We start from the raw sequence: 25,800 nt of genomic DNA, 5'->3' as shown, positions 1-25,800 counted from the left end.
GACTGGACGAAACAAGGCACGCCAATGTCCCTTTGCCGATCCATGCCTGCGCCTCCAGGCCATGGGGGGCGACGTGGCGCATCGGTGAAGCCCGTCGCGACTGAAATCGCTCCCACAACATTGCGTTGTCAGTCCGCACACACCTGCCGTAGTACGCCGACGATGATGTCGAAACCCTCCTCGTCCAGCCACGGACTGTTGCTGATGCTCAGGCAGCGCGCGGCGAAGTCGCGTGCGTGGGGCATCGGCGCGGCATCGACGATGCCGTGCAGGTAGGCGTAGTCGGGCAGGGCATGCACGAACAGCAAACCGACGCCGAGTCCGCGCGGCCACAGCTGCGCCAGTGCGCGTTCGCGCGCGGCCGCATCCGGCAGCAGGACCAGCAATGCCGGCCAGCTGCCCTGCGCGCCGGCGCTGTCGGCGATGACCCGCAGTCCGTCTATCGCGGCCAGGCGTACGGCGCGGCGCTGGCCCTGTGCGCGCGCCTGCGCCAGGAACGCCGGCCAGCGCGCGCTGGCGCGCACGCCGACCGCTTCGCGCCAGGCGCCGACCGCGTGTTGCGGGATCGCCGCATCGAAATGGTCGCCGGCCGCGGCCACGCGGTCGCCGCGACGCAAGGCGCGGCGCAGCGGCGCGCCGTAGGCCCAGCGCAAGGCGCGCGGCCGGTACAGCGCCGCGTAACCGAGCAATTGCAGGCTGCGCTGCAGTTCCCAACGCCAGTCGGGCTGGCCCAGGCGCGCCGCCATCGCGGCCAGGCTGCGCCGCAAGGGCGCGTGCGGCGACATCAGCAGGCCGCCTTCGTACAGGGTCGGGCCTTTGCCCACCGCCAGGCTGCAGAAGCCGATGTCGCCGCCCAGGCCGGCCGGACGGCCGTCGGCATGCACGCCGCCCAGCGCCTGCGCAGCGTCCTCGATCAGCATCGCGCCGCAGGCGGCGGCGGCCTGGCGCAGCGGTTCCAGGTCGGTCAGGCGTCCGCCCAGGTGGGTGGCGACGATCGCCAGGGTGTCGTTGCCGCAGCGCTGCGCCAGCTGCGCCGGGTCGGGTTCGATCGCATCGGGCAGCAGATCGCACAGCACCAGCTGCAGGCCGCAGTGGGCCACCGCCAGCGCCACCAGCGGACAGGTGTAAGCGGCCACCAGCACCTGCCGGCGGCGGCTGGCGGCGCTCAGGGTGCGCAGCGCGACGACCAGTGCGGCGGTGCCCGAGCAGGTCAGCAGCGCATGGGGAAAGCCGAGCTGCGCGGCCAGCCGCTGCGGCGTGCGCGCCGGCCACAGGTCGCGCCAGTGCAGCGGCAGGCCGGCGGTGGGCGGAACCTCAGTGCGCATCGGCCGGCGCGGCGCGCTCGCCGAGCGCGAGGCAGACGATGCCGGCCACGATCAGCGCCGCGCCGAGCGCCTGCAAGGCGCCGATCGGTTCGCCGAACCACCACGCCGACAGCAGCAGCACGCTGACCACCTCCAGATGCGAGGCGGCGAACGCCGGCCCGATCGGGGCGTGCTCGAGCAGTTTCATCCAGGTGAAGAACGCGCCGACATAGCCCAGCAGCGCGGCGTACAGCCAGGGACTGGCGAGCAGGCGCAGCACCCAGGCCCACTCGGCCTGTGGCGGGAACGCATGCGCGCCGCCCAGCTTGAAGCCGAACTGGGCCAGGGTGTCGAAGCCCAGCAGCAGGGCGAAGCCCACGGCGTAGCGTTGCAGCGGCGGGCGGCTCATGTGCCCAGACCGACCACGGCCACGCCGGCGCTGACCAGGCAGATCCCGGCCACCTGCATGCGCCCCAGCCGCTCGCCGAACAGCCAGCGCCCGGCGAGCATGATCGCCACGATGTTGATCGAGCCGAGCAGCACGCCGCGGCCCAGCGGCACCAGCGACAGGAACGCGGTCCAGGCCAGGAATTCGAACGCGTAGCAGGCCATGCCCAACCACAGCCACGGCTGCCGCGCCATGCGCCGCCAGCGCGCCGCGCCGCTCGCCAGCGGCGCGCTGGCGACGTGCTTGAAGGCCAGCTGGCCGACCGTGTCCAGCGCCACCGTCGCCAGCCACACCGCGACCACGGGCGCCTGCAGCGCCATCAGGCGGCCTGGCGCGGTGCGGCCGCCTGCGCGGAGAAGAACTGCGCCAGCCGCGCGCCGAGCACGCGGCGTTCGCGGTCCAGGGTGATCATGTGGTAGCTGTCGTGCAGCAGCAGCAGTTCCACCGGCCCGGACACGCCGGCCACCACCAGTTGCGCGTTGCGCAGATGCGCGATGTCGTCCTCGGCCGCGTGCGCGACCAGGCATGGCGCGCTCACCTTGGCCAGGTTGCGGCGCACCCGCCGCGACAGCAGGTGCATCTCGGCCAGCGCGTGCCACGGATTGCCGGGCAGGCCGGCGGCGCTGCTGTCGCCGCCGAGCATCGCGCCGCTGATCTGCGCGCGGATGCGCTCGTCGCGCAGGCCGTACGGCGGTTCTTCCAGGAACATGCGGCGGCGACCGATGCCCAGGCGTTTGAACCACGGCAGCAGGAACGCCAGCCGCGCGCGCCGCGGGATGTTCCAGCCGTCGTAGCGGAAGGTGGCGCCGAGCACGCCGACGCCATCGACCCACTGCGGCCGCTCTTCGGCCAACTGCAGCGCCAGCAGCGCGCCCATCGACAGGCCGGCCACGAACAGCTTGTCCACCTGCGGGCGCATCCGCGCCGCGGCCTGTTCGACGCTGGCGCTCCAGTCGCGCCAGCCGGTGGCGAGCAGGTCGTCCTCGTTGCCGCAATGCCCGGCCAGCTGCACGCCGTGCACGCTGAAGCCCTCGCGGTTCAGCGATTTGCCGAGCAGGCGCATCTCGCTGGGCGTGCCGGTCAGGCCGTGGATCAGCAGCACGCCGTGGCGGCCGCCCTGGAAGTGGAATTCGGCGGATTGGATCATGGCGGCACGGCGTCGGCAGCGAAGGAACGCGCGCAGCGTGGCGGACAGGCGTTTCAGCAGCCTTTCTTCAGCGTTGCGCGGCGGCCGGGTTGCGGAAGCGCACCAGCACGCGCTGGCCCAGGCGCAGCGCCGACGGCTGCCGGAACGCCAGCACGCAGGCCACGCTGCGGTCGTTGCCGGCGCCGTCGGCGTCGTCGTGCAGCTGCGCCGGACCGAACGCCGGCGCCAGCCAGCGCACCACCGCGGTGCCCAGCGCGGTCTGCCGGCCGTCGTCGCTGATCACCTCGGCCTGCATGCCGGGGCTCACCGCGGCGGCGTAGCTTTCGTTCAATTCGGCGCGGACCAGGCGCGGCGCATCCGGCAACAGGGTCAGCAGCGGCGTGGCGCCGCCATCGCTGCGTGCGCCGACCGCGGCGGCCAGCTGCAGCACGCGGCCGTCGGCGGGCGCGTACAGGCGGTACTGGTCGCGCTGCAGTTGCGCCTGGTGCACCTGTTCGGCGGCCAGCGCGGCGTCGCTGCGCGCGGCCTGCAGCGCGTCGGCCAGGGTCTGGCTGGCGTCGCCGGCGTCGTCGGCGCTCTGGCCGTCGCCGGCGCCGATCCGCGCCGCCTCGGCCAGCCGCCGCTGGCGCTGCTGCGCGTGCGCCAGCCGCTGCTGCAGCTGGCTCGCGTGCGCGGTCGCGGCCTGTGCGCGGGTCTGCGCGATCTCCAGCTCCAGCGCCGCGGCGCGGTCGTCGGCTTCGATCAGCAGCGTGCCGCGGCGCACCGCGTCGCCTTCGTGCACCGCCACCCGTTGCAGCGTCGCGGCGACCGGCAGGCTCAGCCGCAGCAGGCCGCCTTCCACGTCGATGCGCCCGCGCGCCACCGCCAGGTAGGCCGGCGCCGCGCTGGGCACGGGCGCCGCCTGCGGCGGCCGCGCGCAGGCGACCAGCAGCAGGCCCAGCAGGGGAACGGCGAGCAACGCTTTCATGGGGCGGACATCCGGGACGAAGAGGAGGGCGAGGGCGGCGGCGCCAGGCGGCGGTCGTCGAGGATGCGGCCGTCTTCCATCGACAGCACGCGGTCGGCATGGCGGATCAGCCGCGGATCGTGGCTGACGCACAGCACCAGGGTGTTGTGCGCGCGCGCGATGCGGTGCAGCAGGTCGATCACGATCTGGCCGTTGCCGGCGTCCAGCGCACTGGTCGGTTCGTCGGCGAACAGCAGCGCCGGGTGCTTGGCCAGCGCGCGCGCGATCGCCACGCGCTGTTTCTCGCCGCCGGACAGCTCGGCCGGGCGCAGCCGCTGGCGATGGGCGATGCCGACCTCGGCCAGCGCCGCTTCGGCGCGCGCGCGCACCTCGGCCGCGGCCAGGCCCATGTACTGCAGCGGCAGCCGCACCTGGTCCAGCGCGCTCAGCGCCGGGAACAGGTTGAAGCCCTGGAAGATGAAGCCGGTATGGCGCAGGCGGAAGCGCTCCAGCGCGGTCGCGTCGAGCGCGCCCAGGTCCTCGCCCAGCGCCTGCACCCGGCCGCGGTCGGTACGCTGCAGGCCGCTGAGGATCGACAGCAGGGTGCTCTTGCCGCAGCCCGACGGCCCGGAGATCAGAGTCAGTTCGCCGGCCCACACCTGCAGGCTCACGTCGCGCAGCACCTCGGTGCGCAGCTTGCCGGAGACGAAGCTCTTGCACAGGGCGCTGCCGTGCAGCGTGGCCGCGTGCGGCAGCAGCGCGGCGTCGATGGGGGCGGCGGCCTGGTTCATCGCAGCAGCAGCGCCGGGTCGGCGCGGCGCAGTCCGCGCAGCGCGGCCAGTGCCGAGAGCACGGTCAGCAGCATCACCGCGACCACGCACGCGGCCCAGCCGCTGCCATCGAAGGCCACCGGCACGTCGTGCGCACGCGCCAGCGCCACCAGCGCGGCGCCGAGCGCGCTGGCGCCGAGCAGGCCGAGCGCGCCGACCCAGGCCGCCTGCTCCAGCACCACCCAGCGCAGCGCGCGCATGCTCACGCCCAGGGCGTTGAGCGTGGCGTACTCGCGCGCCGCGCCGAGCACCGTGGCCAGCAGGGTCTGGCTGGTGATCGCCACGCCGACCAGCAGCACGATGCCGCCGAGGAACAGCACGCCGGAGCCGGCGCCGGTGTCGAACATCCAGAACAGGATGCTGCGCCGGGCGAACTGCGCCGCGCTCCAGGCCTCGATACGCGCTGGCGCGGCGCTGCCGGCGAGCGCGCGCGCCACCGCCGCGGTGTCGGTGCCGGGCCGCAGGCGCGCGACCATGTAGGTCGGCCAGTCCGGGTGCACCGCATCGGTGTTCAGGGCGCGCGCGGTTTCCAGCGAGGCCAGCACGTTGACCCCGCCCAGCGCGCGCAGGCCGCGGCCGACCCCGATCACCCGCACCCGGTGGCCGTTGATGCGCGCGCTGCGGCCGATGCCGACGCCGAGCTTGTCCAGTTCGGCGCGGTCCACCACCACCGTGTCCGGTTCGCGCAGCGCCGCGCGCAGGGCCGGGCTCAGCAGCCGCGCGAACATCAGCCCGTCGGCGCGGGTGTCGATGCCGGAGACGTAGATCGACACCGCGCCGGTGTCGTCGGCGCCGCGCCAGTCGCCGTCGAACCAGACGAACGGCTCGACCTGGACCACGCGCGGGTCCAGGTACAGCGCCGTAGCCGCATCCGGATCGATCGGGCGGCCCTGGTCCACGCTCTGCGTGCCCGGATAGCCCAGCCACAGGTCGGCGTCGGAGCCGGACACGTAGACGCTGGCGCTGCCGAAGATGCCCAGCACCAGCGCGGTCTGCAGCAGCAGCAACAGGCTGGCGAAACCGACCGAGACCACCACTGGCAGGAAGCGGCGCCATTCGTGGCGCAGGGTCTGGCGGGCCAGCGCGACCATCAGGGCGTTGCGCCTGCGCTGCCCGCGTCGCTGACGGTAGCGGTGGCAGTGTCGCTGGCCTGCGTTTGCGCGCTGCCCAGCGCGGTCTGCAGCGCGATGTAGTCGAGGTCGCGCTGGCGCTGCGCCTCGAGCAGCTCCAGCGCGGTCTGGTCGCGCGCGGCCTGCTGGGTGGCGACGTCCAGATCGCTACCCAGGCCCAGCCTGCGCCGCGCCTGCGCCGCGTCGGCGGCCTGCTGCAGCGCCTGCAGCGCCTGCTGCTGCGCCAGCACGCGCTGGCGCTGCTGTTCCAGCGCGGTCAGCGCGTCCTGCACTTCGGCCACCGCGTCCAGCACGCATTGGCGGTAGGCCAGCGTCGCCGCCTGCAGCAGCTCGCCGCGGGCCTGCGCCGTGGCCTGGCGCAGGCCCCAGTCGAACAGCGGGATGTCGATCAGCGGCCCCAGCGAGGCGATCTCGTGCGGGGTGGCGGTGCGGCGGTGCGAGAGCAGGTTGGTGGACCAGTGGATGGCGCCGCCCAGGCCGATGCTGGGGTAGCGGTCGGCGCGGGCGATGCCCAGTTCGCCGGCCGCGCGCAACACCTCGGCCTCGCGCGCGGCGATGTCCGGACGCCGCCGCAGCAGGTCCGCGGGCACCGCGTCGATCGCGCCGATCTGCAGGCCCGACGCCGCGCCCGGAACGGCGGCTGGCGCAACGGCGGCGCTCCACGCCGGGTCCGGTGCGCTGCGCGCCAGCAGCACCGCCAGCCGTTGCGCGGCGGCGGCGCTGGCGGTGCGCGGTTCGCCCAGCGCGGCTTGCGCCTGCAATTGCGCGGCCTGCGCCTGGGCGGCGGCGGCTGGCGGCGCCAGGCGCAGCTGGACCAGGGAGGCGCTCAGCGTCGCCTGCCGCTGGCGGACATCGGCGATGCGTTGCAGCAGCTGTTCGGCCTGTTGCGCGTGGCGCAGTTCGATCCAGTTGCGCGCCACGTCGGCGACGGTGGCGGTGCGGACCTGCTCCAGGCTGGCCTGCGCGGCCTGCAGGTCGCCGCGGCTCATGCGGCGGGCGGCTTCGCCGCGCCCGAACAGCGGCAGTTCCCATTCCGCATCGAAGCCGGCGACCAGGAACGAGGCGCTGGCGTCGGGGTCGATCGGTTCTTCGGTGCGCGCATGCAGCTGCGGCTTCAAACTTGCCGTTGCGACGCCATCCATGCGCCGCGCCGCACGCAGCCTGGCCAGGGCCTGGGCCACGTCGAGATCGTCGCGCAGCGCCTGTGCGACCAGCGCGTCGAGTTGCGGGTCGTGGAAGTCCTGCCACCACGCGCTGCCGGCGGGACGCGGCGCGGCCGCAGCCGGCAGCGCGCTCCATTGCGGCGGCAGCGGCTGCGTCAGGTCCGGCAGCGGCGTGCTGACGCAGCCGGCCAGCGCGGCGGCGCACAGCAGCGCAAGGCTGGCGTGGCGGGATGCGCGGTGCCGGCTCATGCCGGCGGTGCCGCGCTGGCCGGCAGGTCCAGCTCCACGCGCAGTCCGCCCAGCGCCGAGCGCTGGTAGCGCAGGGCGGCGTGGTGGCGCGCGGCGATGCTGGCGACGATCGCCAGGCCCAGGCCGGTGCCGCCTTCTGGCGCGTCCGGGGCGCGGAAGAAGCGTTCGCCCAGGCGCGGCAGCAAGGCCTCGTCCAGCCCCGGGCCGGCATCGTCGATCGCCAGCCGCAGATGCCGCGGCTGCCGGCGCAGGCTCACCGTGACCATGCTGCCGGCGGCGTGCTTGAAGGCGTTGTCGAGCAGGTTGTCGAGCAGTTCGCGCAGCGACCAGGCATCGGCGGCGACCCAGGCCGGCCCGTTGTCGGCGTCGTCATCGTCGTAGCCCAGATCGACCCCGGCCTGCAGCGCGTCGGGAATCCGCTCGGCCAGCGCCTGCGGCAGCCATGCGGCCAGGTCCAGCGGCAGCAGCGGGCGGATGCTCTCGCGGGGCGCCTGGGCGCGGGTCAGCGCCAGCAATTGGGTGGAGCTGCGGATCGCGCGGTCGGTCAGCTGGCGGATGTGCTGCAGCGCCTGCGCGGTGTCCTGCGCGCGGGTGCTGGCCTGGGCGCGCTGCACGTGCATGCTCAGCCCGGCCAGCGGCGTGCGCAGCTGGTGCGCGGCGTCGGCGACGAAGCGCTCCTGCAGCGCCATCAGTTGCTTGAGCCGGCCCAGCAGGCCGTCGATGGCCTGGGTCAGCGGCAGCACCTCGATCGGGATGTCCGGGCCGGACACCGGGCTGAGGTCGCGCTGGCTGTCGTCGAGCCGGCGCACCGCCGGTTGCAGCAGGCGCAGGCCCACGCGCACGCCATGCCAGACCAGTGCCAGCAAGGAGCAGGTCAGCAGCAGTTCGGTCGGCAGCATCAGCATCAGGATCTCGCGCGCGCGGCGGTGGCGGTCGTCCAGGGTCTCGGCCACCGAGATCGTCAGGCGGTCGTTGGCCTCCCAGGCCGACGGCACGATCAGGCTGGCCACGCGCACCGGGGTGCCGTCGGCCATGCGCTCGTCGCGCAGCGCCACCCGGCCGAGCGTGGCCGGCGCATCGTGCGCCGGGATCGGCTGCGTACTGTTGCTGATCACGCCGTGGTCGCGGCTGCGCACCTCGAAGAACACGCGGCCGTCGCTGCTGTATTCGAGCAGGCGCCGCGCCTGCAGCGGCAGCGGCAGGCTGGCGCCGGCGTCGTTGACCGCCTTGGCCAGGCCCAGGGTGTCCTCCTTCAGGTCCATGTCGTGGACATGGTTGGAGTACTTGAGCATCAGCAGATAGAACAGCGCCGAGACGACCAGCATCAGCAGCAGGGTCGGGATCAGCAGGAACGCCAGCAGGCGCCGGCGCAGGCTGGGATGGGCGGGGACTGCGCCCGCCATCGCGGCTGCCACGGCTGCGCTCACGACGCGTGCGAATCGGCTGCGGCGTCGGCGTCGGCGTCCGCAGTGCGGGATTCTTCCAGCAGGTAGCCCAGGCCGCGGATGGTGCGGATGCCGACCCCGGAGCCGTGCAGCTTGCGGCGCAGGCGGTGCATGGAGATGTCCAGGCCGTTGTCGGTGATCTCGTGCTGCCAGTCGCACAGCGCGTCGGTGAGCTGGCCGCGGCTGACCACGCGCCCGCTGCGCATCAGCAGCGTTTCCAGCAGCGCGAACTCGCGCGCGGTCAGTTCCAGCGGTTCGTCCTGCAGCCACACCCGGCGTCCGGCCAGGTTGATCCGCAACTGGCCCAGGGCCAGCTCGGGGATGCCGCCGCTGCTGCGCCGGCGCAGCAGGGCGCGGGTGCGGGCCAGGAACTCGGACAGCTCGAACGGCTTGATCAGGTAGTCGTCGGCGCCCTGGTCGAGGGCGCGGATGCGGTCCTCCACGCCGTCGCGCGCGGTCACCACCAGCACCGCGACCTCGTCGCGGCGCTCGCGCACGCGCTGCAGCACCTGCAGGCCGTCGCGCCGCGGCAGGCCCAGGTCCAGCACCAGCAGGTGGTAGGACTCGGCGCTGAGCGCGCGCTCGGCGGCGGCGCCGTCGTTGACGTGGTCCACCACGTGCCCGCACTCGGCGAGCGAGTCGCGCAACGCAACGGCAATGGACGTATCGTCTTCGGCAACCAGGATGCGCATGGCGCGAGATGCTTGCAACGCGGATGTTGGAAAACCGTCGTAATCGGCGGTGGCGAGGCGATTACGATGGGATCCGTTTATGTAGCGACGGTGACGGTTGCGCGGCAACTGCGCCGCGGCCGTCGCTGAACCGGTGCGGCCGGCAGGCGGCTCGGCGATGGCCGCGGTCCTCCGGCGGCGGCGCCTGCCGTTGCGCAAGCCGCCGCGCGTCGATGCGCGCACGCGTTGAAACCGGGCCCGCAAGCGCGCAAGCTCCGATCTGCTTCGCGGCCAGGGGATTGGCAATGCGCGGGATGCTTTTCTGTCTGCTTGCAGTTGCGGCGGCGTGCCCCTCAGCGGCGGTCGCGCAGGCGACCACACGGCAATGCGGGGCAGTGGAGGAGGCAGGGCCGGCGTGCCTGCTGGCGCGCAAGCCGCTGCCGGCGTTGCCGGCCGGGGCGGTGTTCTGGCATCTCGACCGCTTTGCGTCGAAGGCGTCCGCAGACGCTGCCGCCGCCCCGACCAGCGTGGTGGTGGAGGCGTTCGGATCGGTCTGGCTCTTCACCCTGGCGCAGGCCGCATGGCATTCAGAGGGCGGCGAGCACGTGTCCACGGTCGGTCCGCTCGCGGTGGCGCCGGCGTCGACCTATGCGGCCGACTATCTGCGCTCGATCTTCCCCCCGGGGACGACGGCACCGTTGCATGTCCATTCCGGCCCGGAGGCCTTCTTCGCGGTCAGCGGCGACACCTGCCCGGAGACACCGGCCGGCGTCCAGATCGGGCGCGGACCCGGCAACAGCCTGACCATCGAGGCCGGACCGCCGATGCTGCTGATGGCGATCGGCACGGGGCCACGGCAAGGCTTTGCGCTCATCCTCCACGACGCCGACCGGCCGGCGACGACCTTGACCCAGGCCTGGCAGCCGCAAGGGCTGTGCGCGCGGCAGCTTGCGGCGGATCGAAGTCCTTAGCCCGCCCTCGATGGTGGGCGCGTGTCGGGAAATTCTGACGGCACGACACGGCATCGACCGATCGCGCCGTCACGTGGCCACAGGCATCCTGTGTTCGCCGGCAACGTCATCGCTCCCGCGCCAGGGATGCGCGCTTGCACGGAATCGAACGGATCTCGATTCGCCGGCCACCTGATTTCGTTCCCGCATGCGCCGACGGACCGGCGCGCGTGCATGCGAGCGGAGTGACACGGACCGAACGCACGACGCCCCGGCATGCCGGGGCGTCGTGCGTTCGTGCGCATGGTTCCTTGCCTCGCCTGCGCGGAACACCGGCCCGGCGGCGCCGGTGCCGGTCGACCGATGCAGGAATCGGCGTCGCCTGGACGCTCTTGCGGCCTGGCGGTGCAACCGCCCGCCTGGCCGTCCTTTCACCTCGCGAGATCCGCCGGACCGCTGCTTGGTTGGCTAGACAGGATCGCCGCCATCGCGGCCGCTTCGATCCTGCCGCCTTGCATCGCGGCGATCCGTTGCCCGTGAGCGGTGGAAACGCCGCGGCCGGCAAATGCCGCCGTCAGCGTCCGTCGAGGCCGGCGAATCCCCAATCCCCAATCCCCAATCCCGGCCTACAACGCCCAATCCACGCGCATGCCGGCGACCAGCGCATTCGGCAGGTCGCGGGTCCGCGACGGGTCGTTGAACTGGTCCGGATGCACGATGTAGTGCAGGTTCGGCGCGATGCGCAGCTGCGGGGTGACCTGGATGCCGTAGCTCAGTTCCATCATGTACTGCGAGCTGTGCGGGGTGCCACTGCCGCCGGCCGCGGCGCGCGCCAGGCGCAGGTCTTCCAGCGCGTCGTCGCTGTAGCGCTGCTGGGTGACGACGAAGGCGATGTTGTCCTGCTCGCGGCTGGCGAAGGTGCCGCGCTGGACCAGGCCCAGCTCCAGGAAGTGGTCCTCGATCAGCTGCCCGGAGGTGCCCTTGAGCACCGAGCCGAACAGCACCAGCCCGCGCGCGCTGTCGGCATCGGGGCGGGTGACCTGCTGCTCGAAGCGGAAGAACGCGCCGGAGCGGCCGTTGCGGGTGGCGTAGTCCAGCCCGCTGAGCCGCGCCGGGTTGCCGTTGCGGTCGGTGAGCGGGTCGGTGTAGTCGGAGTTGTCCTGCCAGCCGCCCAGTTCGTACATCGCCGGGAAGCGCACGCTGGCCGCTTCGGTCTTGTAGCCGATCGCGTAGGGCACGATCACCCCGGTGCGGTCGCGGGTGCTCCAGTTCAGGCCGTGCTCGCCGTCCTCGGCCTGGGTCGGATTGACCTCGTAGGCGCCGACATGCACGTACACGTTCGGGGTCACCCAGGCCTTGGCATGCGCGGCCCAGCTGGACACCGGCCAGTAGGTGAAGTTGCTGGTACGGAACACGAAGGTCGGGTTGCCGCAGGCCGAGTTGCCCTGGAAGTAGCCGCACAGGTCCGAGCCGAGGAAATGGATGTTGGCCACGCTGCGTCCGGCCTCCAGTTCCAGGCGGTCGTCGAACAGCTTCTGCTCGAGGGTGAAGTTGGCCAGGCGCGTGCCCTGGCCGCCGTAGATTTCCTGCACCGAGGTGCTGTTGCCGATGTCGCTGTTGGCCAGGTTGGTGCCGTGGCGGTTGATCGCATAGACCTTCAGCGTGGCGCCGTTCCAGCCCATCAGCCGCTGCAGGTCGACGTCGGTGCCGAGCATCAGCTGGCCGGCGTAGGCGCTGCCCTGTTCCTTGCCGCCGTCCAGCGAGACCGCGGCCTCGCCGGTGTAGGCGAGCTTGAGCTTGAACGCGTCGCTGGCGTCCTGGGCGTGGGCCAGCGGGGCGAGCGCGAGCGCCAGGGCGGTGAGCGACAGGCGCCGGGTGAGGGGAAGGGACATGGCAGGGACTCCTGGGGTGTGATGGAGGCCGGCGCGTCGCCGCGGGCGACGGGGGGAGGGGGCATCGCCCCCGGCGGCACGCCGGCGCAGGACTTATTCGGCGACCGGCTTCTTCAGCACGCGCAGCGCCAGCGCGGTCAGCACGGTGCCGGCGAGCAGGGCGATCAGGTACATGCCCAGATGGGTCACCGCGTTGGGGATCGGCAGCACGAACACGCCGCCGTGCGGGACCTTCAGTTCGGCGCCGGCGGCCATCGAGATCGCGCCGGCCAGCGCCGAGCCCAGCATCAGCGCCGGGATGGTGCGCAGCGGGTCGCGCGCCGCATACGGGATCGCGCCTTCGGTGACGAAGGCCAGGCCGAGCACGCCGGTGGCGGCGCTGGTGCCGCGCTCCTCGCGGGTGAAGCGGTTGCGGAACACCCAGGTGGCCAGGGCGATGCCCAGCGGCGGGGTCATGCCGGCGACCATCGCCGCGGCCATCGGCGTGTACACCTGGCTGGCGATCAGGCCGGTGGAGAACGCATAGGCGGCCTTGTTGACCGGCCCGCCCATGTCGAAGGCCATCATCGCGCCCAGCAGCAGGCCCAGCAGCACCGCGCTGCTGCCCTGCATGCCGCGCAGCCAGTCGGTGAGCCAGGCCAGCGCTTCGGCGACCGGCTGGCCGACCACGTACAGCATGGTCAGGCCGACCAGCAGGGTGCCCAGCACCGGCAGGATCAGCACCGGCTTGAGCCCTTCCAGCGTGCGCGGCAGCTTGATCGCGCGGTTCAGCGCGGCCACGCCGTAGCCGGCGATGAAGCCGGCGAAGATGCCGCCGAGGAAGCCGGCGCCGAGGTTGGCTGCGACCATGCCGCCGATCATGCCGGGGGCGATGCCGGGGCGGTCGGCGATGGAGTAGGCGATGTAGCCGGCCAGCGCCGGCACCATCAGGGTGAAACCGGCCTTGGCGCCGATCTGGAACAGCGACCAGGCCAGGGTGCCCTTGTGCGCGTCGTCGAAGGCGTAGATGCCGCCCAGCGCGAACGCCAGCGCGATCAGCAGGCCGCCGGCGGTGACGAACGGCAGCATGAACGACACGCCGGTCATCAGGTGCTTGTACGGGCCGGCGGACTTGCCGCGTTCGCTGCTCGCCGCTGCGGCGCCGTTGCCGCTGACCGCGTGCACGCCGGCCTCGGCCAGCGCCTTGCGGATCAGCCCGGGGCCGTCGTTGATCGCCGGCTTGGTGCCGCTCTTGAACAGGCGCTTGCCGCCGAAGCGGGACAGGTCCACTTCGCGGTCGGCGGCGATCAGCACCAGGTCGGCGTCGGCGATTTCGGCGTCGCTGAGCGTGTCCTGCGCGCCGACCGAGCCCTGCGTTTCGACCCGGATCTGGTGACCCAGGGTCTTGGCCGCCTGCTGCAGGCCTTCGGCGGCCATGAAGGTGTGGGCGATGCCGGTGGGGCAGGAGGTCACGGCGACGATGCGCTTGCGACCCCCTGCTTGCGTGGCAGCGCTGGCGCTAGGTGTCGGCGCGGCATCGGCCGCGGCCAGCAGCGGCGCGAGCACGCCGTCGGCATCGTCGAGCACCGCATCCAGGCTGGCGCGCCGCGGCGCGGCGCCGGCGAAGCGTGCCGCATCGGCATCGCCGTCGCCGACCAGCAGCAGCGGATAGCCGCTGCCGGCCGCGGCCAGGTCCAGCGGCGCGATCACGCCCTGCGGCGTACGCACCTCGGCATGCACGACCGCGCCGCGCGCGCTGGCCGCATGGCGCAGGGCTTCGGCGGCGAGGACGGCTTCGGTGCTGCGCTCGCCGGCGACGATCACCACGAAGATAGGATTCATGCTTGCTCCCGATGGACGCAGGGGGACGCCGCGCGCGATGGCGGCGGCGTGGAGTTCGACGACGTGGAGTTCGACGAGGTGGCGTGCGAGGACATGGCGTTCGGCGCGTTCATTGCAGCGACTCGATGCGGACCGCGGCAGCGATGCCGTCGACCTGGTCGTGCGGCAGCCGGCGCGCGGCGCCGCTGCCGAGCGTGGCCACGGCGAAGGCGGTGGCCTGGCGCGCGCAGGTGGCCAGGTCGGCCTCGGCCAGCAGCGCCGCGACCAGGCCGGCGACCATCGCATCGCCGGCGCCGACGCTGCTGCCGCCGGCCAGCTGCGGCGGGCGCGCCAGCAGCGCCTGCTCGCCGCGCACGAACAGCGCGCCGTCGGTGCCCAGCGACACCACGACCAGGGCGATGCCGCTGGCCAGCAACGCACGGGTGGCCGCCAATAGTTCGGCGGTCGCGCGCAACGGCGTGCCGGCCCAGTCTTCCAGTTCGTGGCGATTGGGCTTGATCGCGAACGGCAGCTGCGCGCGCGGCGCGGCCAGCGCTTCGCGCAGCGGCGCGCCGCTGGTGTCCAGCAGCACCCGTGCGCCGGCGGCGGCGGCCTGCGCCTGCAGCACGCGCCAGCTGTTGTCGGCCAGGCCGGCCGGCAGGCTGCCGGTCAGCACCACCGGCAGGCCCGGACGCAGCAGCCCGGCCAGGCGCGCGCCGACCGCGTGCAGTTCGGCCGCGGCCAGCGGCAGGCCGGGCAGGTTGATGTCGGTGGTGTCGCCGCTGTCGGCGGCGACCAGCTTGAGATTGGTGCGGGTGTCGCCGGGCACGCGCAGGCAGCGGTCGTCGATGCCGCGGGTGGCGAACAGGGTCTCGAACAGGTGCGCGTTGCCGGCGCCGAGCACGCCGAGCGCGGCGGTGGCGACGCCGGCATCGGCCAAGCAGGCGGCGACGTTGATGCCCTTGCCGCCGGCGATGGCGTGCGCGCTGCGCGCGCGATGCACCTGCCCGGGCTGCAGCCGGTCGATCGCCACGGTCAGGTCGATCGCCGGATTCAGGCTGACGCTGACGGCCTGCACGCTCATGCGCCGGCTCCGTCCAGCGCACGCACGTCGGCCGCGCTTTCGCAGTCCAGCGCCTGCTGCGCCAGCGCCTGCAACGCGTCCAGGCGGCTGCCGCGCAGGCGCGCCTTCACCGCCGGCACGTCGTTGGGGGTCATCGACAGCTCGTGCACGCCCAGCCCGGTCAGCAGCGCCGCGCCGAACGCATCGCCGGCCAGGCCGCCGCACACGCCGACCCAGCGCCCGTGGCGCGCGGCGCCCTCGACGGTGGTGCGGATCAGGCGCAGCACCGCCGGGTGCAGGCTGTCGGCCTCGGCGGCCAGGTCCGGGTTCTGCCGGTCGATCGCCAGCGTGTACTGGGTCAGGTCGTTGGTGCCGATCGAGAAGAAGTCGGCATGCCGCGCCAGCGCGTCGGCCTGGATCGCCGCCGCCGGCACTTCGATCATGATCCCCAGCGGCACTTCCGGCGCGTCCAGCTCGGCGCGCAGGCGTTCGCACTCGGCGCGCAGCGCGACGATCTCCGCCGCCGAGGTGATCATCGGGAACATGATCGCCAGCTTGGCGCCGTCCCTGGCCGCGCGGTACAGCGCGCGCAGCTGCGGTTGCAGCAGGTCGGCGCGGCGCAGCAGCAGGCGCGCGCCGCGCACGCCGAGGAACGGGTTGTCCTCGCGCGGCAGGTTCAGGTGCGCGACCTGCTTGTCGCCGCCGATGTCCAGCGCGCGCACGATCAGCGAACGCCCGTCCAGCGCCTTGGCCATCGCCATGTAGGTGGCGTACTGCTCGTCCTCGCTCGGCGTGCTGCCGCGCTCCAGGAACAGGAATTCGGTGCGCATCAGGCCGACGCTCTCGGCGCCCTGCGCCAGCGCCATCGGCACCTGCTCGGGCAGGTTGACGTTGGCGCCGATCTCCACGCGGTGGCCGTCCTGGGTCTGCGCCGGCTGGTTGCGCTGCTCGGCCTCGCGCTCGCGCAGCTGGCGCTGTTCCTCGATGTAGGCGCGGGCCGAGGCCAGGTCGGCCTCCGACGGCGCCAGGTACAGGCGGCCGCTGTTGCCGTCGACGATGACGGTGGCGCCGTCGTCCAGGTCGAGCAGGTCGGCGCCGCCGGCGACCAGCGCCGGCAGGCCCAGGGTGCGCGACAGGATCGCGGTATGCGAGGTCGGCCCGCCCAGCGCGGTGGCCAGGCCGAGCACGCGGCTGGTGTCCAGGTGCGCGGTGTCCGACGGCGACAGGTCGCTGGCGAGCAGGATGCAGGGGCGGTCGGGCAGGTGCTCCAGGCTGCCGCTGGCCAGGCTCGGGTCGATCTGGGTCAGCACCCGGCGGCCGACGTCGCGCAGGTCGCTGGCGCGTCCGGCCAGCACCGCGTTGCCCAGCGCCGACAGCTTGTTGGCCATGCGCTCGACCGCCTGCTGCCAGGACCAGGCCACGCCGTGGCCTTCGACCATCAGCTGGCAGGCCAGGGTGATCAGGTCGGTGTCGTTGAGCAGTTCGGCCTGGGCGCGGAAGATCGCCGCATCGCCGGCACCGAGCCGGCGCCGGGTGTCGTCCTCGATCGCCTGCAGTTGCTGGTGGGTGCGCAGCAAGGCGTCGTGCAGCAGCGCGCCGCCGTCGCTGAGCGGCACCGGCGCGTCCGGCACCGGGCCGTCGTTGCCGGCCAGCTTGTGCACCACGCCGATCGCCAGGCCGGGGCTGGCGCCGATGCCGACGATGGCCGGCTGCGCCTGCGGCGGGGTCCAGCCGGCGACCGGCGCGGCACGGCGCTGCGCGGCCGCCTGCGCATCGGCTTTTTCCTGCGCGGTGAGGCCATCGATGACGCTGCGCAGCCGCGCCAGCGCGGCGGCGGCGTCCTGGCCTTCGGCCGAGATGGTCACCGTGTCGCCGGCATGCATGCCCAGCTGCAGCAGCGACACCAGGTTCTTGGCATCGCCGGTCTGCTCGCCGGCGCGCACCTGGATCCTGGCCGCGAAACCGCGCGCGGTCTCCACCCAGCGCGTGGCCGGACGCGCATGCAGGCCGGTGGGGTAGGTGACGGTCCAGTCGAAGCGCTCGCCGAGGTCGGCGACCGGGGCGCCGCTCGCCGCGACGGCCGCATCCTGGCTCAGCGCGTCGACGATCGCCTGCGGGTCGTCGCTGGCGAACAGCGCGTCCAGCCGCGGCTGGTCCTGGATCAGCCGGGTCAGGCGCCGCAGCAAGGTGATGTGGGTATCGGACTGCGCGGCGATGGCGACCACCAGATGGGTGGTCTGGCCGGGATTCCACTCCACGCCGTCGCGGATCTGCAGCACCGCGATGCCGTCGCGCTGGACCAGGTGACGGTCCTCGCCGGTGCAGTGCGGGATCGCCACGCCGTGGCCGAGGAAGGTGTTGGCCAGGGCCTCGCGGCGCAGCATGCTGGCCGCATAGGCCGGCGGCACGCAACCGGCGGCGACCAGCAGCTGCGCGGCCTGGGCGATGGCGTCGGCCTTGTCGCGGACCTGGACGTTGACGCGGACCAGTTCGCTGGCGACCAATACGGGGGGATTCGTCTGGGTCACGCGGGGCATCCTTCGAGGGTCTGGGGCGGCGAGTGGGCGCAGTGTGGGAACGTTCCCACTGTCGCGTCAATGTGCACTGCACAATTTATTCGGGAAATGCTGGTGCTACTATCGAATCCGGCCACTTGGAAGGGGGTTGCAGTGGGAATTTTGCGGGAACGTTGCCAGTGACGGTCAGCATCCATGACGTGGCGCGGGTGGCCGGGGTGTCGACCTCGACCGTGTCGCGCGCGCTGGGCCACGGTCCGGTCAGCGAGGACGTGCGGGCGCGGGTCGAGGCGGCGGTGCGCGAGACCGGCTACCGGCCCAACCTGATGGCGCGGCGCCTGCGTTCGCAGCATTCGGGGATCGTCGGGCTGATCGTGGCCGACATCCGCAACCCGTTCTTCACCGCGGCGATCGGCGCGGTCGAGGACGTGGCCTACCGCGCCGGGATGCGGGTGATCCTGTGCAACACCGACGAGGATCCGCAGCGCGAGGCGCTGTACCTGCAACTGATGCAGGAAGAACGGGTCAGCGGGCTGATCTTCGCGCCGACCCGCACCACCCAGAGCCAGCTGCCCAAGCTGAATTTCGACTATCCGGTGGTGCTGATCGATCGCGCCGGCAAGGCCGGCGTGCACGACAGCGTGGTGCTGGACAACGCCGCGGCGATGGCGAGCCTGATCGAGCACCTGGCCGAGCGCGGTTTCCGGCGCATCGGCGGGCTGTTCGGCAGGACCAGCAGCACCGCCGCCGAGCGCCGCGACGGCTATCTGGCGGCGATGCAGGCGCACGGCCTGGCGCCGAGCTACCGCGAGGTGGCGCCGAGCGCGGAGGCGGCCACCGCCGAAGTGCAGGCCTGGCTGGCGCAGCCCAAGCGCCCCGAAGCGCTGGTGGCCAGCAACAGCCTGTTGCTGATGGGTGCGCTGAAGGCCGCGCGCGGCGCCGGCCTGCGCATTCCGCAGGATCTGGCGCTGGCCGGGTTCGACAACGAGAGCTGGACCGACCTGGTCGAGCCGGGCATCACCGTGATCGAACAGCCGGTGGAAGACATGGGCCGCACCGCGATGTCGCTGCTGCTGGAGCGGCTGAATGCGCCGACCCTGCCGATGCGCAAGGTGGTGCTGAGCGGGCGCTGCATCGTGCGCGGGTCCAGCCTGCGCTGAGGGCGTGGCGTCGCGGGGCGCGCCGAGGGTCGGACGCTGGCGCGGTGGCGCGAGCGTCGATGCGCGAGCCGCAGCGCGCCGCCCGGCGCTTGCAGTCTGGAATCGCTGGCGCTGTGCCGCCGGCGGTGTGTCTGCCTACTCGCTGCCGTCCGGCCGCGGGTAGTCGTGTTCCGGATCGGCGTGGTCGCGTCCGGGGTCGCTGTCCGGCTGGTCGCGGTCCTTCCACTGCGCCGCGTCGTTGCGCAGCTTGTCGGGCGTGTGGCCGCGCTGCTGCGCACTGTCCGCGTTCTCGCGATTGGCTGTGTTGGACATGGGTATGTCTCCAGGGTCAGGCGGGGACAGGGGCAGGATCGGGCTGGGTATCGCGCCGCTCGGAACCGTCGAGCCTGGCCCAGCAGGCCAGTACGAAGGCTTCGGCATCGTTCCAGGCGATGCGCGGCCACGGATGTTCGGCGTCGTAGCGCTGGCGCAGGCGCTGCATGCGCACCTCGTTGGACTCGCGCGGCAGCTGCAGGAACACATCGCAGGCCATCTTGATCAAACGCGCATGCTCGCTGAAGGACTGCGGCCCCAGCTTGCCTTCCCCGTGCAGCACCTTCCAATGCGCCAGTTCGGCTTCGACATCCACGAGCAGGCACGGAGCGTGGCTCACGGCAGGATCTCCTGTAGTAGTAATGAGGGAGTTGTTCTGGGAACTGCGCGGAGGCGCTTCGCCAGACTAGGGCGTAAGGCGTAAACGCCAGGTCACATCGGCGTCGCGGCCGTGGCAAGAACCGCGACAGGCTGGCGGGACGGTGGGTGCGATGGGCCAATGATAGGCACGTCGTGCGTGAAGGCAGTGCCCGCTTGGAGCGTGCCGCCGCGCCGCTTACCATGGCCGCAGGTCCGCGCCGCGGACATCCGCACTTCCGCGACCACCCGCATCGACGGCGCACGCCGCCGCCGCGGCGCCCTGAAAGGAACGGCATGCCCGTCGATATCGTGTTCGATCCCGCGCAACTGCGCATCGCCGTCATCGGCCTGGGCTATGTCGGCCTGCCGCTGGCGGTGGCGTTCGGCGCGCGCTACGACACGCTCGGCTACGACATCGACGCGCAGCGCGTGGCGCAGCTGCGCGACGGCCACGACCAGACCCTGGAAATGGAACCGGACGAACTGCGTGCCGGCGTGCACCTGCGCTACAGCGACGATGCCGCCGCGCTGCGCGACCGCAACGTCTACATCGTTACCGTGCCGACCCCGATCGACGCCTACGAGCAGCCCGACCTGCAGCCGCTGCGCCAGGCCAGCGAACTGCTCGCCGGCGTGCTCAAGCGCGGCGACCTGGTGATCTACGAATCCACGGTGTATCCGGGCACCACCGAAGAGGTGTGCGTGCCGCTGCTGGAACAAGGCTCGGGCCTGCGTTTCAACGAGGACTTCCACTGCGGCTACAGCCCGGAGCGGGTCAACCCGGGCGACCGCCAGCGGCGCCTGGCCGACATCCGCAAGATCACCTCCGGCTCCAGCGCCGCGGCTGCCGATGCGGTCGATGCGCTGTACGCGAGCATCATCACCGCCGGTACCTGGCGCGCGCCGTCGATCCGTGTGGCCGAGGCGGCGAAGGTGGTGGAGAACATCCAGCGCGACGTGAACATCGCCCTGGTCAACGAACTGGCGCTGATCTTCGACCGCCTCGGCATCGATACCCGGGACGTGCTGGAAGCGGCCGGCACCAAATGGAACTTCCTGCCGTTCCGCCCCGGGCTGGTCGGCGGCCACTGCATCGGCGTGGATCCGTACTACCTGCTGCACAAGTCCGAGAGCATGGGCTACCACCCGGACCTGATCCACACTGCGCGCCAGGTCAACAACCGGGTCGGCGCGCATGTCGCCGCGCGGGTGCAGGCGCTGCTGGCGGACAAGGGCGTGGCCATGGCCGCGGCCACGATCCTGGTGCTCGGCGTCACCTTCAAGGAGAACTGCCCGGACCTGCGCAACAGCCGCGCGCTGGAGCTGGTGCAGGCGCTGGCCGCCAGCGGCGCGCGGGTCGATGCCTGCGACCCGTGGGCCGAGCCGCAGCTGGCGCGCGAACATGGCGGGGTGGAACTGCTGCCGGCACCGGTCGCCGGCCGCTACGACGCGGTGGTGCTGGCGGTGGCGCACGACGAATACCGCGGTTTCGATGCCGCGCGGATCCGCGCGCTGGGCACGCCGAACCTGGTGGTCTACGACGTGAAATCGGTGTGGCCGCGCGAGGCGGTGGACGACCGGCTGTAACGGCGAAACGGCGGACGCTGTACACCGCCAAGCTGTATGCCGCCCAAGCGGGCGACAGGCTGCGCCAGCGCCATTGCCGGCCTGCAACGCCTACACTTCCCGGCTTCCGACTTCCGCGAGGAACGCGATGCACCGCTACCTAGCCTATGTCGCCAGCTGCGTGCTGCTGGCGTTGTCCATCGCCCTGTGCGCGATCTGGCCGTCGTGGGGTTGGGGCGTGGCGGCCTTCGCGGTCCTGGCGCTGCTCGGCACCTGGGACCTGCTGCAGACGCGCAGCACGCTGCGCCGCAACTATCCGATCCTGGCCCACTTCCGCTACGGCCTGGAATCGGTCGGCCCGGAGATGCGCCAGTATTTCCTGCAGAGCGACATCGAGGAGGCGCCGTTCTCGCGCCAGCAGCGCGCCCTGGTCTACCAGCGTGCAAAGAACGTCATGGACGTGGTGCCGTTCGGCACCCTGCGCAGCGCCTACGCCACCGACTACGAGTGGATCAACCACTCGCTGGCGACCAGCGAGATCGCGCATCACGATTTCCGCGTCACCATCGGCGCCGGCTGCGCGCAGTCATACTCGGCCAGCGTGTTCAACATCTCGGCGATGAGCTTCGGCGCGCTGTCGGCCAACGCCATCCGCGCGCTCAACGCAGGCGCGCGCCGCGGCGGCTTCTACCACGACACCGGCGAAGGCTCGATCTCGCCGTATCACCGCGAATGCGGCGGCGATCTGGTGTGGGAGATCGGCTCGGGCTACTTCGGCTGCCGCGATGCGGACGGACGCTTCAGCGAGGAGCGCTTCGTCGCCAACGCGACCCTGGCGCAGGTGAAGATGATCGAGGTCAAGCTGTCGCAGGGCGCCAAGCCCGGCCACGGCGGGGTGCTGCCGGCGGCCAAGGTCAGCGCCGAGATCGCCGCCACCCGCGGCGTGGCGATGGGCCAGGACTGCGTGTCGCCGTCGCGGCATTCGGCGTTCTCCACGCCGCTGCAGCTGCTGCAGTTCGTGGCCCGGCTGCGCGAACTGTCCGGCGGCAAGCCGAGCGGCTTCAAGCTGGCGATCGGGCATCCGTGGGAGTGGTTCGCGATCGCCAAGGCGATGCAGGAAAGCGGGCTGTACCCGGATTTCATCGTCATCGACGGCGCCGAGGGCGGCACCGGCGCTGCGCCGGCCGAGTTCATCGACCATGTCGGCGTGCCGATGCACGAGGCGCTGCTGCTGGTGCACAACACCCTGGTCGGGCTGGACATCCGCGACCGGATCAAGCTCGGCGCGGCCGGCAAGATCACCAGCGCGTTCGACATCGCGCGCACCCTGGCGCTGGGCGCGGACTGGTGCAACGCCGGGCGCGGCTTCATGTTCGCGCTGGGCTGCATCCAGTCGCTGAGCTGCCACAGCGACCGCTGCCCGACCGGCATCGCCACCCAGGACCAGCGCCGCTGGAAGCACCTGGATCCCACCGACAAGGCGGTGCGGGTGGAGCACTACCACGCCAACACCCTGCGCGCGCTGCGCGAACTGCTCAGCGCCGCCGGCCTGGCGGATCCGTCGCAACTGGGGCCGGAGCACATCCTGCGGCGCATCTCGCAGGTCGAGATCCGTTCGCTGGCCTCGCTGTACCGCTACCTGGAACCGGGCGAGCTGCTGCGCACGCTGCCCGACCATGCCGTGTTCCAGGAGTACTGGGCCGATGCGCGCAGCGATTCGTTCCAGCCGCCGGCGCGGATCCGCAGCCTGCGCGACAGCAAGTCGCGATGAGTGCCGCCGCGCCTCCGCCGGGCGCCGTCGCCTTGCGCGCGGCGCGGCACGCCGACATCGCCGCGATGTGGGCGCTGCGCACCCGCTGCGTGCGCCAGGTGTGCAGCACGCACTATCCGCCCGAGGTGATCGCGGCCTGGGCGGCGGCGCCGGCGCCGGCGACGTATCCGCAGCTGATCGCCAGCGGCGGCGCGGTGCTCGCCGAGGACGCCGGCGGGCGCCTGCTCGGCGTCGGCGTGGCCGATCTGGCCGGCAGCGAGATCGATGGCCTGTTCGTCGATCCCGACGTGCGCGGCAGCGGACTGGGGCGACGCCTGCTGCAGGCGCTCGAAGCCAAGCTGGTGCCCGGCGCGCGCATCCACCTGGCCGCCGCACTCAACGCGGTCGCGTTCTATCGGGCCCAGGGCTACGCGGTGCTGCAGCAGGGCAGCTATGCGCATCCCAGCGGCATCGCGCTGGCCTGCGTGTACATGGAAAAGCACCCCGCACAGGCGCAGGCAGGCATGCCGCAAGCCGCCGTCTAGCGGCGCCTGCGGCGGTTGCCTGGAGCTGCGCGGCGGCCGGCCCGGGCGTGATGCCCCCGACCACCCCGCTGCGCAGGCACTGCTTGCACCGCAGCACGCCACCTGCCGCGACACCCGCGCTGCGCGCCGAATGCGTGGTGCACGTCGCCAACCGCGATCGTGCGACTGCCATCGCCGCCCGCGGCCAGTTATCGTGACCGGCTCCCCATCCCGCTTGCCGCGCATGCCCCAGCGACCGCCCCTCGGCTTCATTCCCGCGCCGTTGCCTGCCGACGAACTGGAGCGGCTGCGCGCGGTGGCCGAACTGGGCATGCTGGACACGCCGCCGGAGCCGGTGTTCGACGACCTGATCTGGCTGGCCAGCCAACTGTGCGACGTGCCGATCGCCTTGGTCACACTGATCGACGAACACCGCCAGTGGTTCAAGGCCAGCCGCGGCCTGGACGTGTCGGAGACGCCGCGCGAGCTGGCGTTCTGCGCGCATGCGCTGCTGTCGCCGCAACTGCTGGAGGTGCCGGATGCGCTGCAGGATCCGCGCTTCGCCGGCAACCCGCTGGTGCAGGGAGCGCCGCATATCCGTTTTTATGCGGGCATGCCGCTGCGCGGCAGCGGCGGCCATCTCTACGGCAGCCTGGGCGTGATCGACACCATGCCGCGGCAGCTGGGCACGGCACAGCGCGAGGGCCTGCGGCGCCTGGCCGCGCAGGTGACGATGCAGCTGGAGGCGCGCCGCGACGCGCGCATCGCCCAGACCCAGGCGCAGATGCTGAGCCTGCTGCTGGAAACGGTGCCCGACGCGGTCGTGTCGTGTTCTGCCGACGGCACGCTGTCCCAGTTCAACCGGGTCGCGCGCGCCTGGCACGGCACCGATCCGCGCGCGTTGCCGCCGGCGCAGTGGGCGCAGTATTTCGACCTGTTCGACGCGGACGGCCAGCGCCTGCTCGAGCGCGAACGGATCCCGCTGTTCCGCGCCTGGCGCGGCGAATCGGTGCGCGATGCGGAAATCGTCGTCGCCGCCGCCGGACAGCCGCCGCGCAGCGTGCTGTGCAGCGCCGAGCGGCTGCACGACGCCGACGGCCAGGCGCTGGGCGCGGTCTGCGTGATGCGCGACGTCACCGTCGAGCGCCAGGCCACGCGCGCCGCGCTGCTGGCCGGACAGCGCTTCTCCGGCGCGTTCTCGGCGGCGGCGCACGGCATGGCGCTGGTGTCGCTGCAGGGCGGCTGGCTCGAGGTCAACGACGCCCTGTGCGCGATGCTGGGCTACGACCGCGACGCGCTGCTGGCGCTGGATTTCCGCCAGCTCAGCCATCCGCAGGATGTCGCCCCGGACCTGGCGCTGGCGGCCGAACTGGTGGCCGGGCAACGCAGCGGCTATCACCTGGACAAGCGCTACCTGCGCCGCGACGGCGCCACGCTGTGGACGCGCCAGGCGGTGTCGCTGGTGCGCGACGAACACGAGCGGCCGCTGCATTTCGTGGCGCAGATCCAGGACGTCACCGAGCAGCACCTGGCCGAGGCGCGCCTGCGCCAGAGCGAATCGCAGCTGCGCACCATCGCCGACAACGCGCCGACCCTGATCGCCTACGTCGACAGCCAATTGTGCTATCAGTTCGTCAACAAGCCCTATGCGGACTGGTTCGCGATGGCGCCGGCGGCGATCGTCGGCCGGCGCCTGCCGGAGCTGCTGGATGCCGAGCACATGGACAGGATCCGGCCATATCTGCAGCGGGTGCTGGACGGCGAGGCGCAGCACTTCGATACGGAATTGCGCGATGCGGCCGGCGAACTGCGGGTCATGCACTCCAGCTACGTGCCCGACGATTCCATGGCGCCGGCGCCCCCCGGCTTCCACATCATGATCAGCGACATCACCGGGCAGACGCGACTGGCGCGGCTGATGGAAGCGCGCGCGCTGCGCGACGAACTGACCGGGCTGCCGAACCGCATGGCGTGGAACGAGACGTTGCGCCGGACCCTGGCCCAGCCCGGCCGCCGCGGTGCCGACCAGGTGGCGGTGATGTTCCTGGACCTCAACGATTTCAAGACGGTCAACGACCGTTTCGGCCATCACGCCGGCGACGCGGTGCTGGTGCATTTCGCGCGAGTGCTCAAGGCCTGCCTGCGCGAGGAGGATTTCATCGCGCGCCTGGGCGGCGACGAGTTCGTGGTGCTGCTGGACCAGCTGGCCGACGCCCGCGGCGAAGCGCACGCGGCGGCGGCGCGGGTGCTGGCCGCCGCGCGCGAGGGTTGCGTGGTCGACGGGCAGCGCCTGCCGTTGCAGCCCAGCATCGGCATCGCGCTGCAGACCGGCCCGGAATTCGACCCGGTCCTGCTGATCCAGCGTGCCGACGAGGCCATGTACAGCGCCAAGCGCGATCCGCAGCGGCGCGTGCAGATCGCCGACCTCTGATCCGCGGCGGCGCGATGGGGCGGGGCACGGCGACCCGATCAGCGCGCCGGGGGGCGCCATTGTTGGCGCGCTTGTCGGTCTTCGTGCCTGCCTGCCGCGGACGCGCCCGAACACGGCGCGGTCCGTCCCATCGCACTCGCGCG

At 72.4% G+C, this 25,800-nt stretch carries 22 protein-coding genes; 6 read left to right on the top strand and 16 right to left on the bottom strand.

All coding sequences use genetic code 11. From position 1 onward, the window contains the following. Positions 1-128: 128 nt before the first annotated feature. The 10 genes from NRY95_13015 to NRY95_12970 all read right to left on the bottom strand — a co-directional run bounded on the left by NRY95_13015 (position 129) and on the right by NRY95_12970 (position 9,354). A complete protein-coding gene (locus NRY95_13015; GenBank protein UYC14665.1) occupies positions 129-1,325 on the bottom strand; it encodes a DegT/DnrJ/EryC1/StrS family aminotransferase in 1,197 nt (398 codons plus the stop codon). After that, positions 1,315-1,713 carry a DMT family transporter gene (locus tag NRY95_13010; GenBank protein ID UYC14664.1) on the bottom strand — a complete coding sequence of 133 codons (399 nt, stop codon included), beginning with the start codon at positions 1,711-1,713 and terminating at the stop codon, positions 1,315-1,317. Before NRY95_13010 ends, NRY95_13015 begins: the two co-directional genes overlap by 11 nt. Further along, positions 1,710-2,072: an EamA family transporter gene (locus NRY95_13005; GenBank protein UYC14663.1), complete on the bottom strand. Its 363-nt coding sequence runs from the start codon at positions 2,070-2,072 to the stop codon at positions 1,710-1,712. Before NRY95_13005 ends, NRY95_13010 begins: the two co-directional genes overlap by 4 nt. Beyond that, positions 2,072-2,899, bottom strand: coding sequence for an alpha/beta fold hydrolase (locus NRY95_13000; GenBank protein UYC14662.1), 828 nt, complete (start codon positions 2,897-2,899; stop codon positions 2,072-2,074). The genes NRY95_13005 and NRY95_13000 overlap by 1 nt, the downstream gene beginning before the upstream one ends. A 67-nt stretch (positions 2,900-2,966) precedes the next feature. Continuing rightward, on the bottom strand, positions 2,967-3,866 hold the full coding sequence (locus NRY95_12995) for an HlyD family efflux transporter periplasmic adaptor subunit (protein ID UYC14661.1): 900 nt from the start codon (positions 3,864-3,866) through the stop codon (positions 2,967-2,969). Then, positions 3,863-4,636, bottom strand: coding sequence for an ABC transporter ATP-binding protein (locus tag NRY95_12990; protein ID UYC14660.1), 774 nt, complete (start codon positions 4,634-4,636; stop codon positions 3,863-3,865). Before NRY95_12990 ends, NRY95_12995 begins: the two co-directional genes overlap by 4 nt. Next, entirely contained in the window at positions 4,633-5,766 is a 1,134-nt protein-coding gene (locus tag NRY95_12985; protein UYC14659.1) for an ABC transporter permease, read from the bottom strand. The genes NRY95_12990 and NRY95_12985 overlap by 4 nt, the downstream gene beginning before the upstream one ends. Further along, a complete protein-coding gene (locus tag NRY95_12980) occupies positions 5,766-7,217 on the bottom strand; it encodes an efflux transporter outer membrane subunit (GenBank protein ID UYC14658.1) in 1,452 nt (483 codons plus the stop codon). The genes NRY95_12985 and NRY95_12980 overlap by 1 nt, the downstream gene beginning before the upstream one ends. After that, a complete protein-coding gene (locus tag NRY95_12975) occupies positions 7,214-8,620 on the bottom strand; it encodes a sensor histidine kinase (GenBank protein UYC14657.1) in 1,407 nt (468 codons plus the stop codon). The genes NRY95_12980 and NRY95_12975 overlap by 4 nt, the downstream gene beginning before the upstream one ends. Before the next feature lie 20 nt (positions 8,621-8,640). After that, complete coding sequence (locus NRY95_12970; GenBank protein ID UYC14656.1) at positions 8,641-9,354, bottom strand: response regulator transcription factor; 714 nt, start codon at positions 9,352-9,354, stop codon at positions 8,641-8,643. Between the two features lie 284 nt (positions 9,355-9,638). Between NRY95_12970 and NRY95_12965 the strand changes: the two genes are divergently transcribed. After that, positions 9,639-10,304, top strand: a complete 666-nt coding sequence (locus NRY95_12965; protein UYC14655.1) for a cupin domain-containing protein — start codon at positions 9,639-9,641, stop codon at positions 10,302-10,304. A gap of 605 nt (positions 10,305-10,909) precedes the next feature. Here the strand turns inward: NRY95_12965 and NRY95_12960 are convergent. The 4 genes from NRY95_12960 to ptsP form a co-directional block, all read right to left on the bottom strand. Next, on the bottom strand, positions 10,910-12,175 hold the full coding sequence (locus tag NRY95_12960) for a carbohydrate porin (protein ID UYC14654.1): 1,266 nt from the start codon (positions 12,173-12,175) through the stop codon (positions 10,910-10,912). A 93-nt stretch (positions 12,176-12,268) separates the two neighbouring features. Beyond that, the gene (locus tag NRY95_12955; GenBank protein ID UYC14653.1) at positions 12,269-13,996 is read right to left on the bottom strand and encodes a fructose-specific PTS transporter subunit EIIC; all 1,728 of its coding nucleotides are present in this window, start codon (positions 13,994-13,996) and stop codon (positions 12,269-12,271) included. A gap of 109 nt (positions 13,997-14,105) precedes the next feature. Further along, positions 14,106-15,059, bottom strand: coding sequence for a 1-phosphofructokinase family hexose kinase (locus NRY95_12950; GenBank protein UYC14652.1), 954 nt, complete (start codon positions 15,057-15,059; stop codon positions 14,106-14,108). After that, complete coding sequence (gene ptsP, locus NRY95_12945; GenBank protein UYC14651.1) at positions 15,056-17,575, bottom strand: phosphoenolpyruvate--protein phosphotransferase; 2,520 nt, start codon at positions 17,573-17,575, stop codon at positions 15,056-15,058. Before ptsP ends, NRY95_12950 begins: the two co-directional genes overlap by 4 nt. A 158-nt stretch (positions 17,576-17,733) precedes the next feature. Here ptsP and NRY95_12940 point away from each other — a divergent pair, with 158 nt between their 5' ends. Next, entirely contained in the window at positions 17,734-18,714 is a 981-nt protein-coding gene (locus NRY95_12940; protein UYC14650.1) for a LacI family transcriptional regulator, read from the top strand. A 135-nt stretch (positions 18,715-18,849) separates the two neighbouring features. Here NRY95_12940 and NRY95_12935 read toward each other — a convergent pair whose 3' ends face one another. After that, positions 18,850-19,026, bottom strand: coding sequence for a hypothetical protein (locus NRY95_12935; GenBank protein ID UYC14649.1), 177 nt, complete (start codon positions 19,024-19,026; stop codon positions 18,850-18,852). A gap of 16 nt (positions 19,027-19,042) precedes the next feature. Continuing rightward, positions 19,043-19,366: a transposase gene (locus tag NRY95_12930; GenBank protein UYC14648.1), complete on the bottom strand. Its 324-nt coding sequence runs from the start codon at positions 19,364-19,366 to the stop codon at positions 19,043-19,045. A gap of 314 nt (positions 19,367-19,680) precedes the next feature. Between NRY95_12930 and NRY95_12925 the strand changes: the two genes are divergently transcribed. The 4 genes from NRY95_12925 to NRY95_12910 all read left to right on the top strand — a co-directional run bounded on the left by NRY95_12925 (position 19,681) and on the right by NRY95_12910 (position 25,657). Next, complete coding sequence (locus tag NRY95_12925) at positions 19,681-20,973, top strand: nucleotide sugar dehydrogenase (GenBank protein UYC14647.1); 1,293 nt, start codon at positions 19,681-19,683, stop codon at positions 20,971-20,973. A 127-nt stretch (positions 20,974-21,100) separates the two neighbouring features. After that, positions 21,101-22,723: an FMN-binding glutamate synthase family protein gene (locus NRY95_12920; protein UYC14646.1), complete on the top strand. Its 1,623-nt coding sequence runs from the start codon at positions 21,101-21,103 to the stop codon at positions 22,721-22,723. After that, positions 22,720-23,247 carry a GNAT family N-acetyltransferase gene (locus NRY95_12915; protein ID UYC14645.1) on the top strand — a complete coding sequence of 176 codons (528 nt, stop codon included), beginning with the start codon at positions 22,720-22,722 and terminating at the stop codon, positions 23,245-23,247. Before NRY95_12920 ends, NRY95_12915 begins: the two co-directional genes overlap by 4 nt. Positions 23,248-23,470: 223 nt before the next feature. Further along, the gene (locus NRY95_12910; GenBank protein UYC14644.1) at positions 23,471-25,657 is read left to right on the top strand and encodes a diguanylate cyclase; all 2,187 of its coding nucleotides are present in this window, start codon (positions 23,471-23,473) and stop codon (positions 25,655-25,657) included. The last annotated feature ends 143 nt before the right edge of the window (positions 25,658-25,800 follow it).

The organism is Xanthomonas campestris pv. phormiicola, from assembly GCA_025666215.1.
GTDB classification, from domain to species: domain Bacteria; phylum Pseudomonadota; class Gammaproteobacteria; order Xanthomonadales; family Xanthomonadaceae; genus Xanthomonas_A; species Xanthomonas_A campestris_A.
Note: the sequence above shows the minus strand (reverse complement) of the source record. Positions and strands in the feature narration are given on the sequence as shown.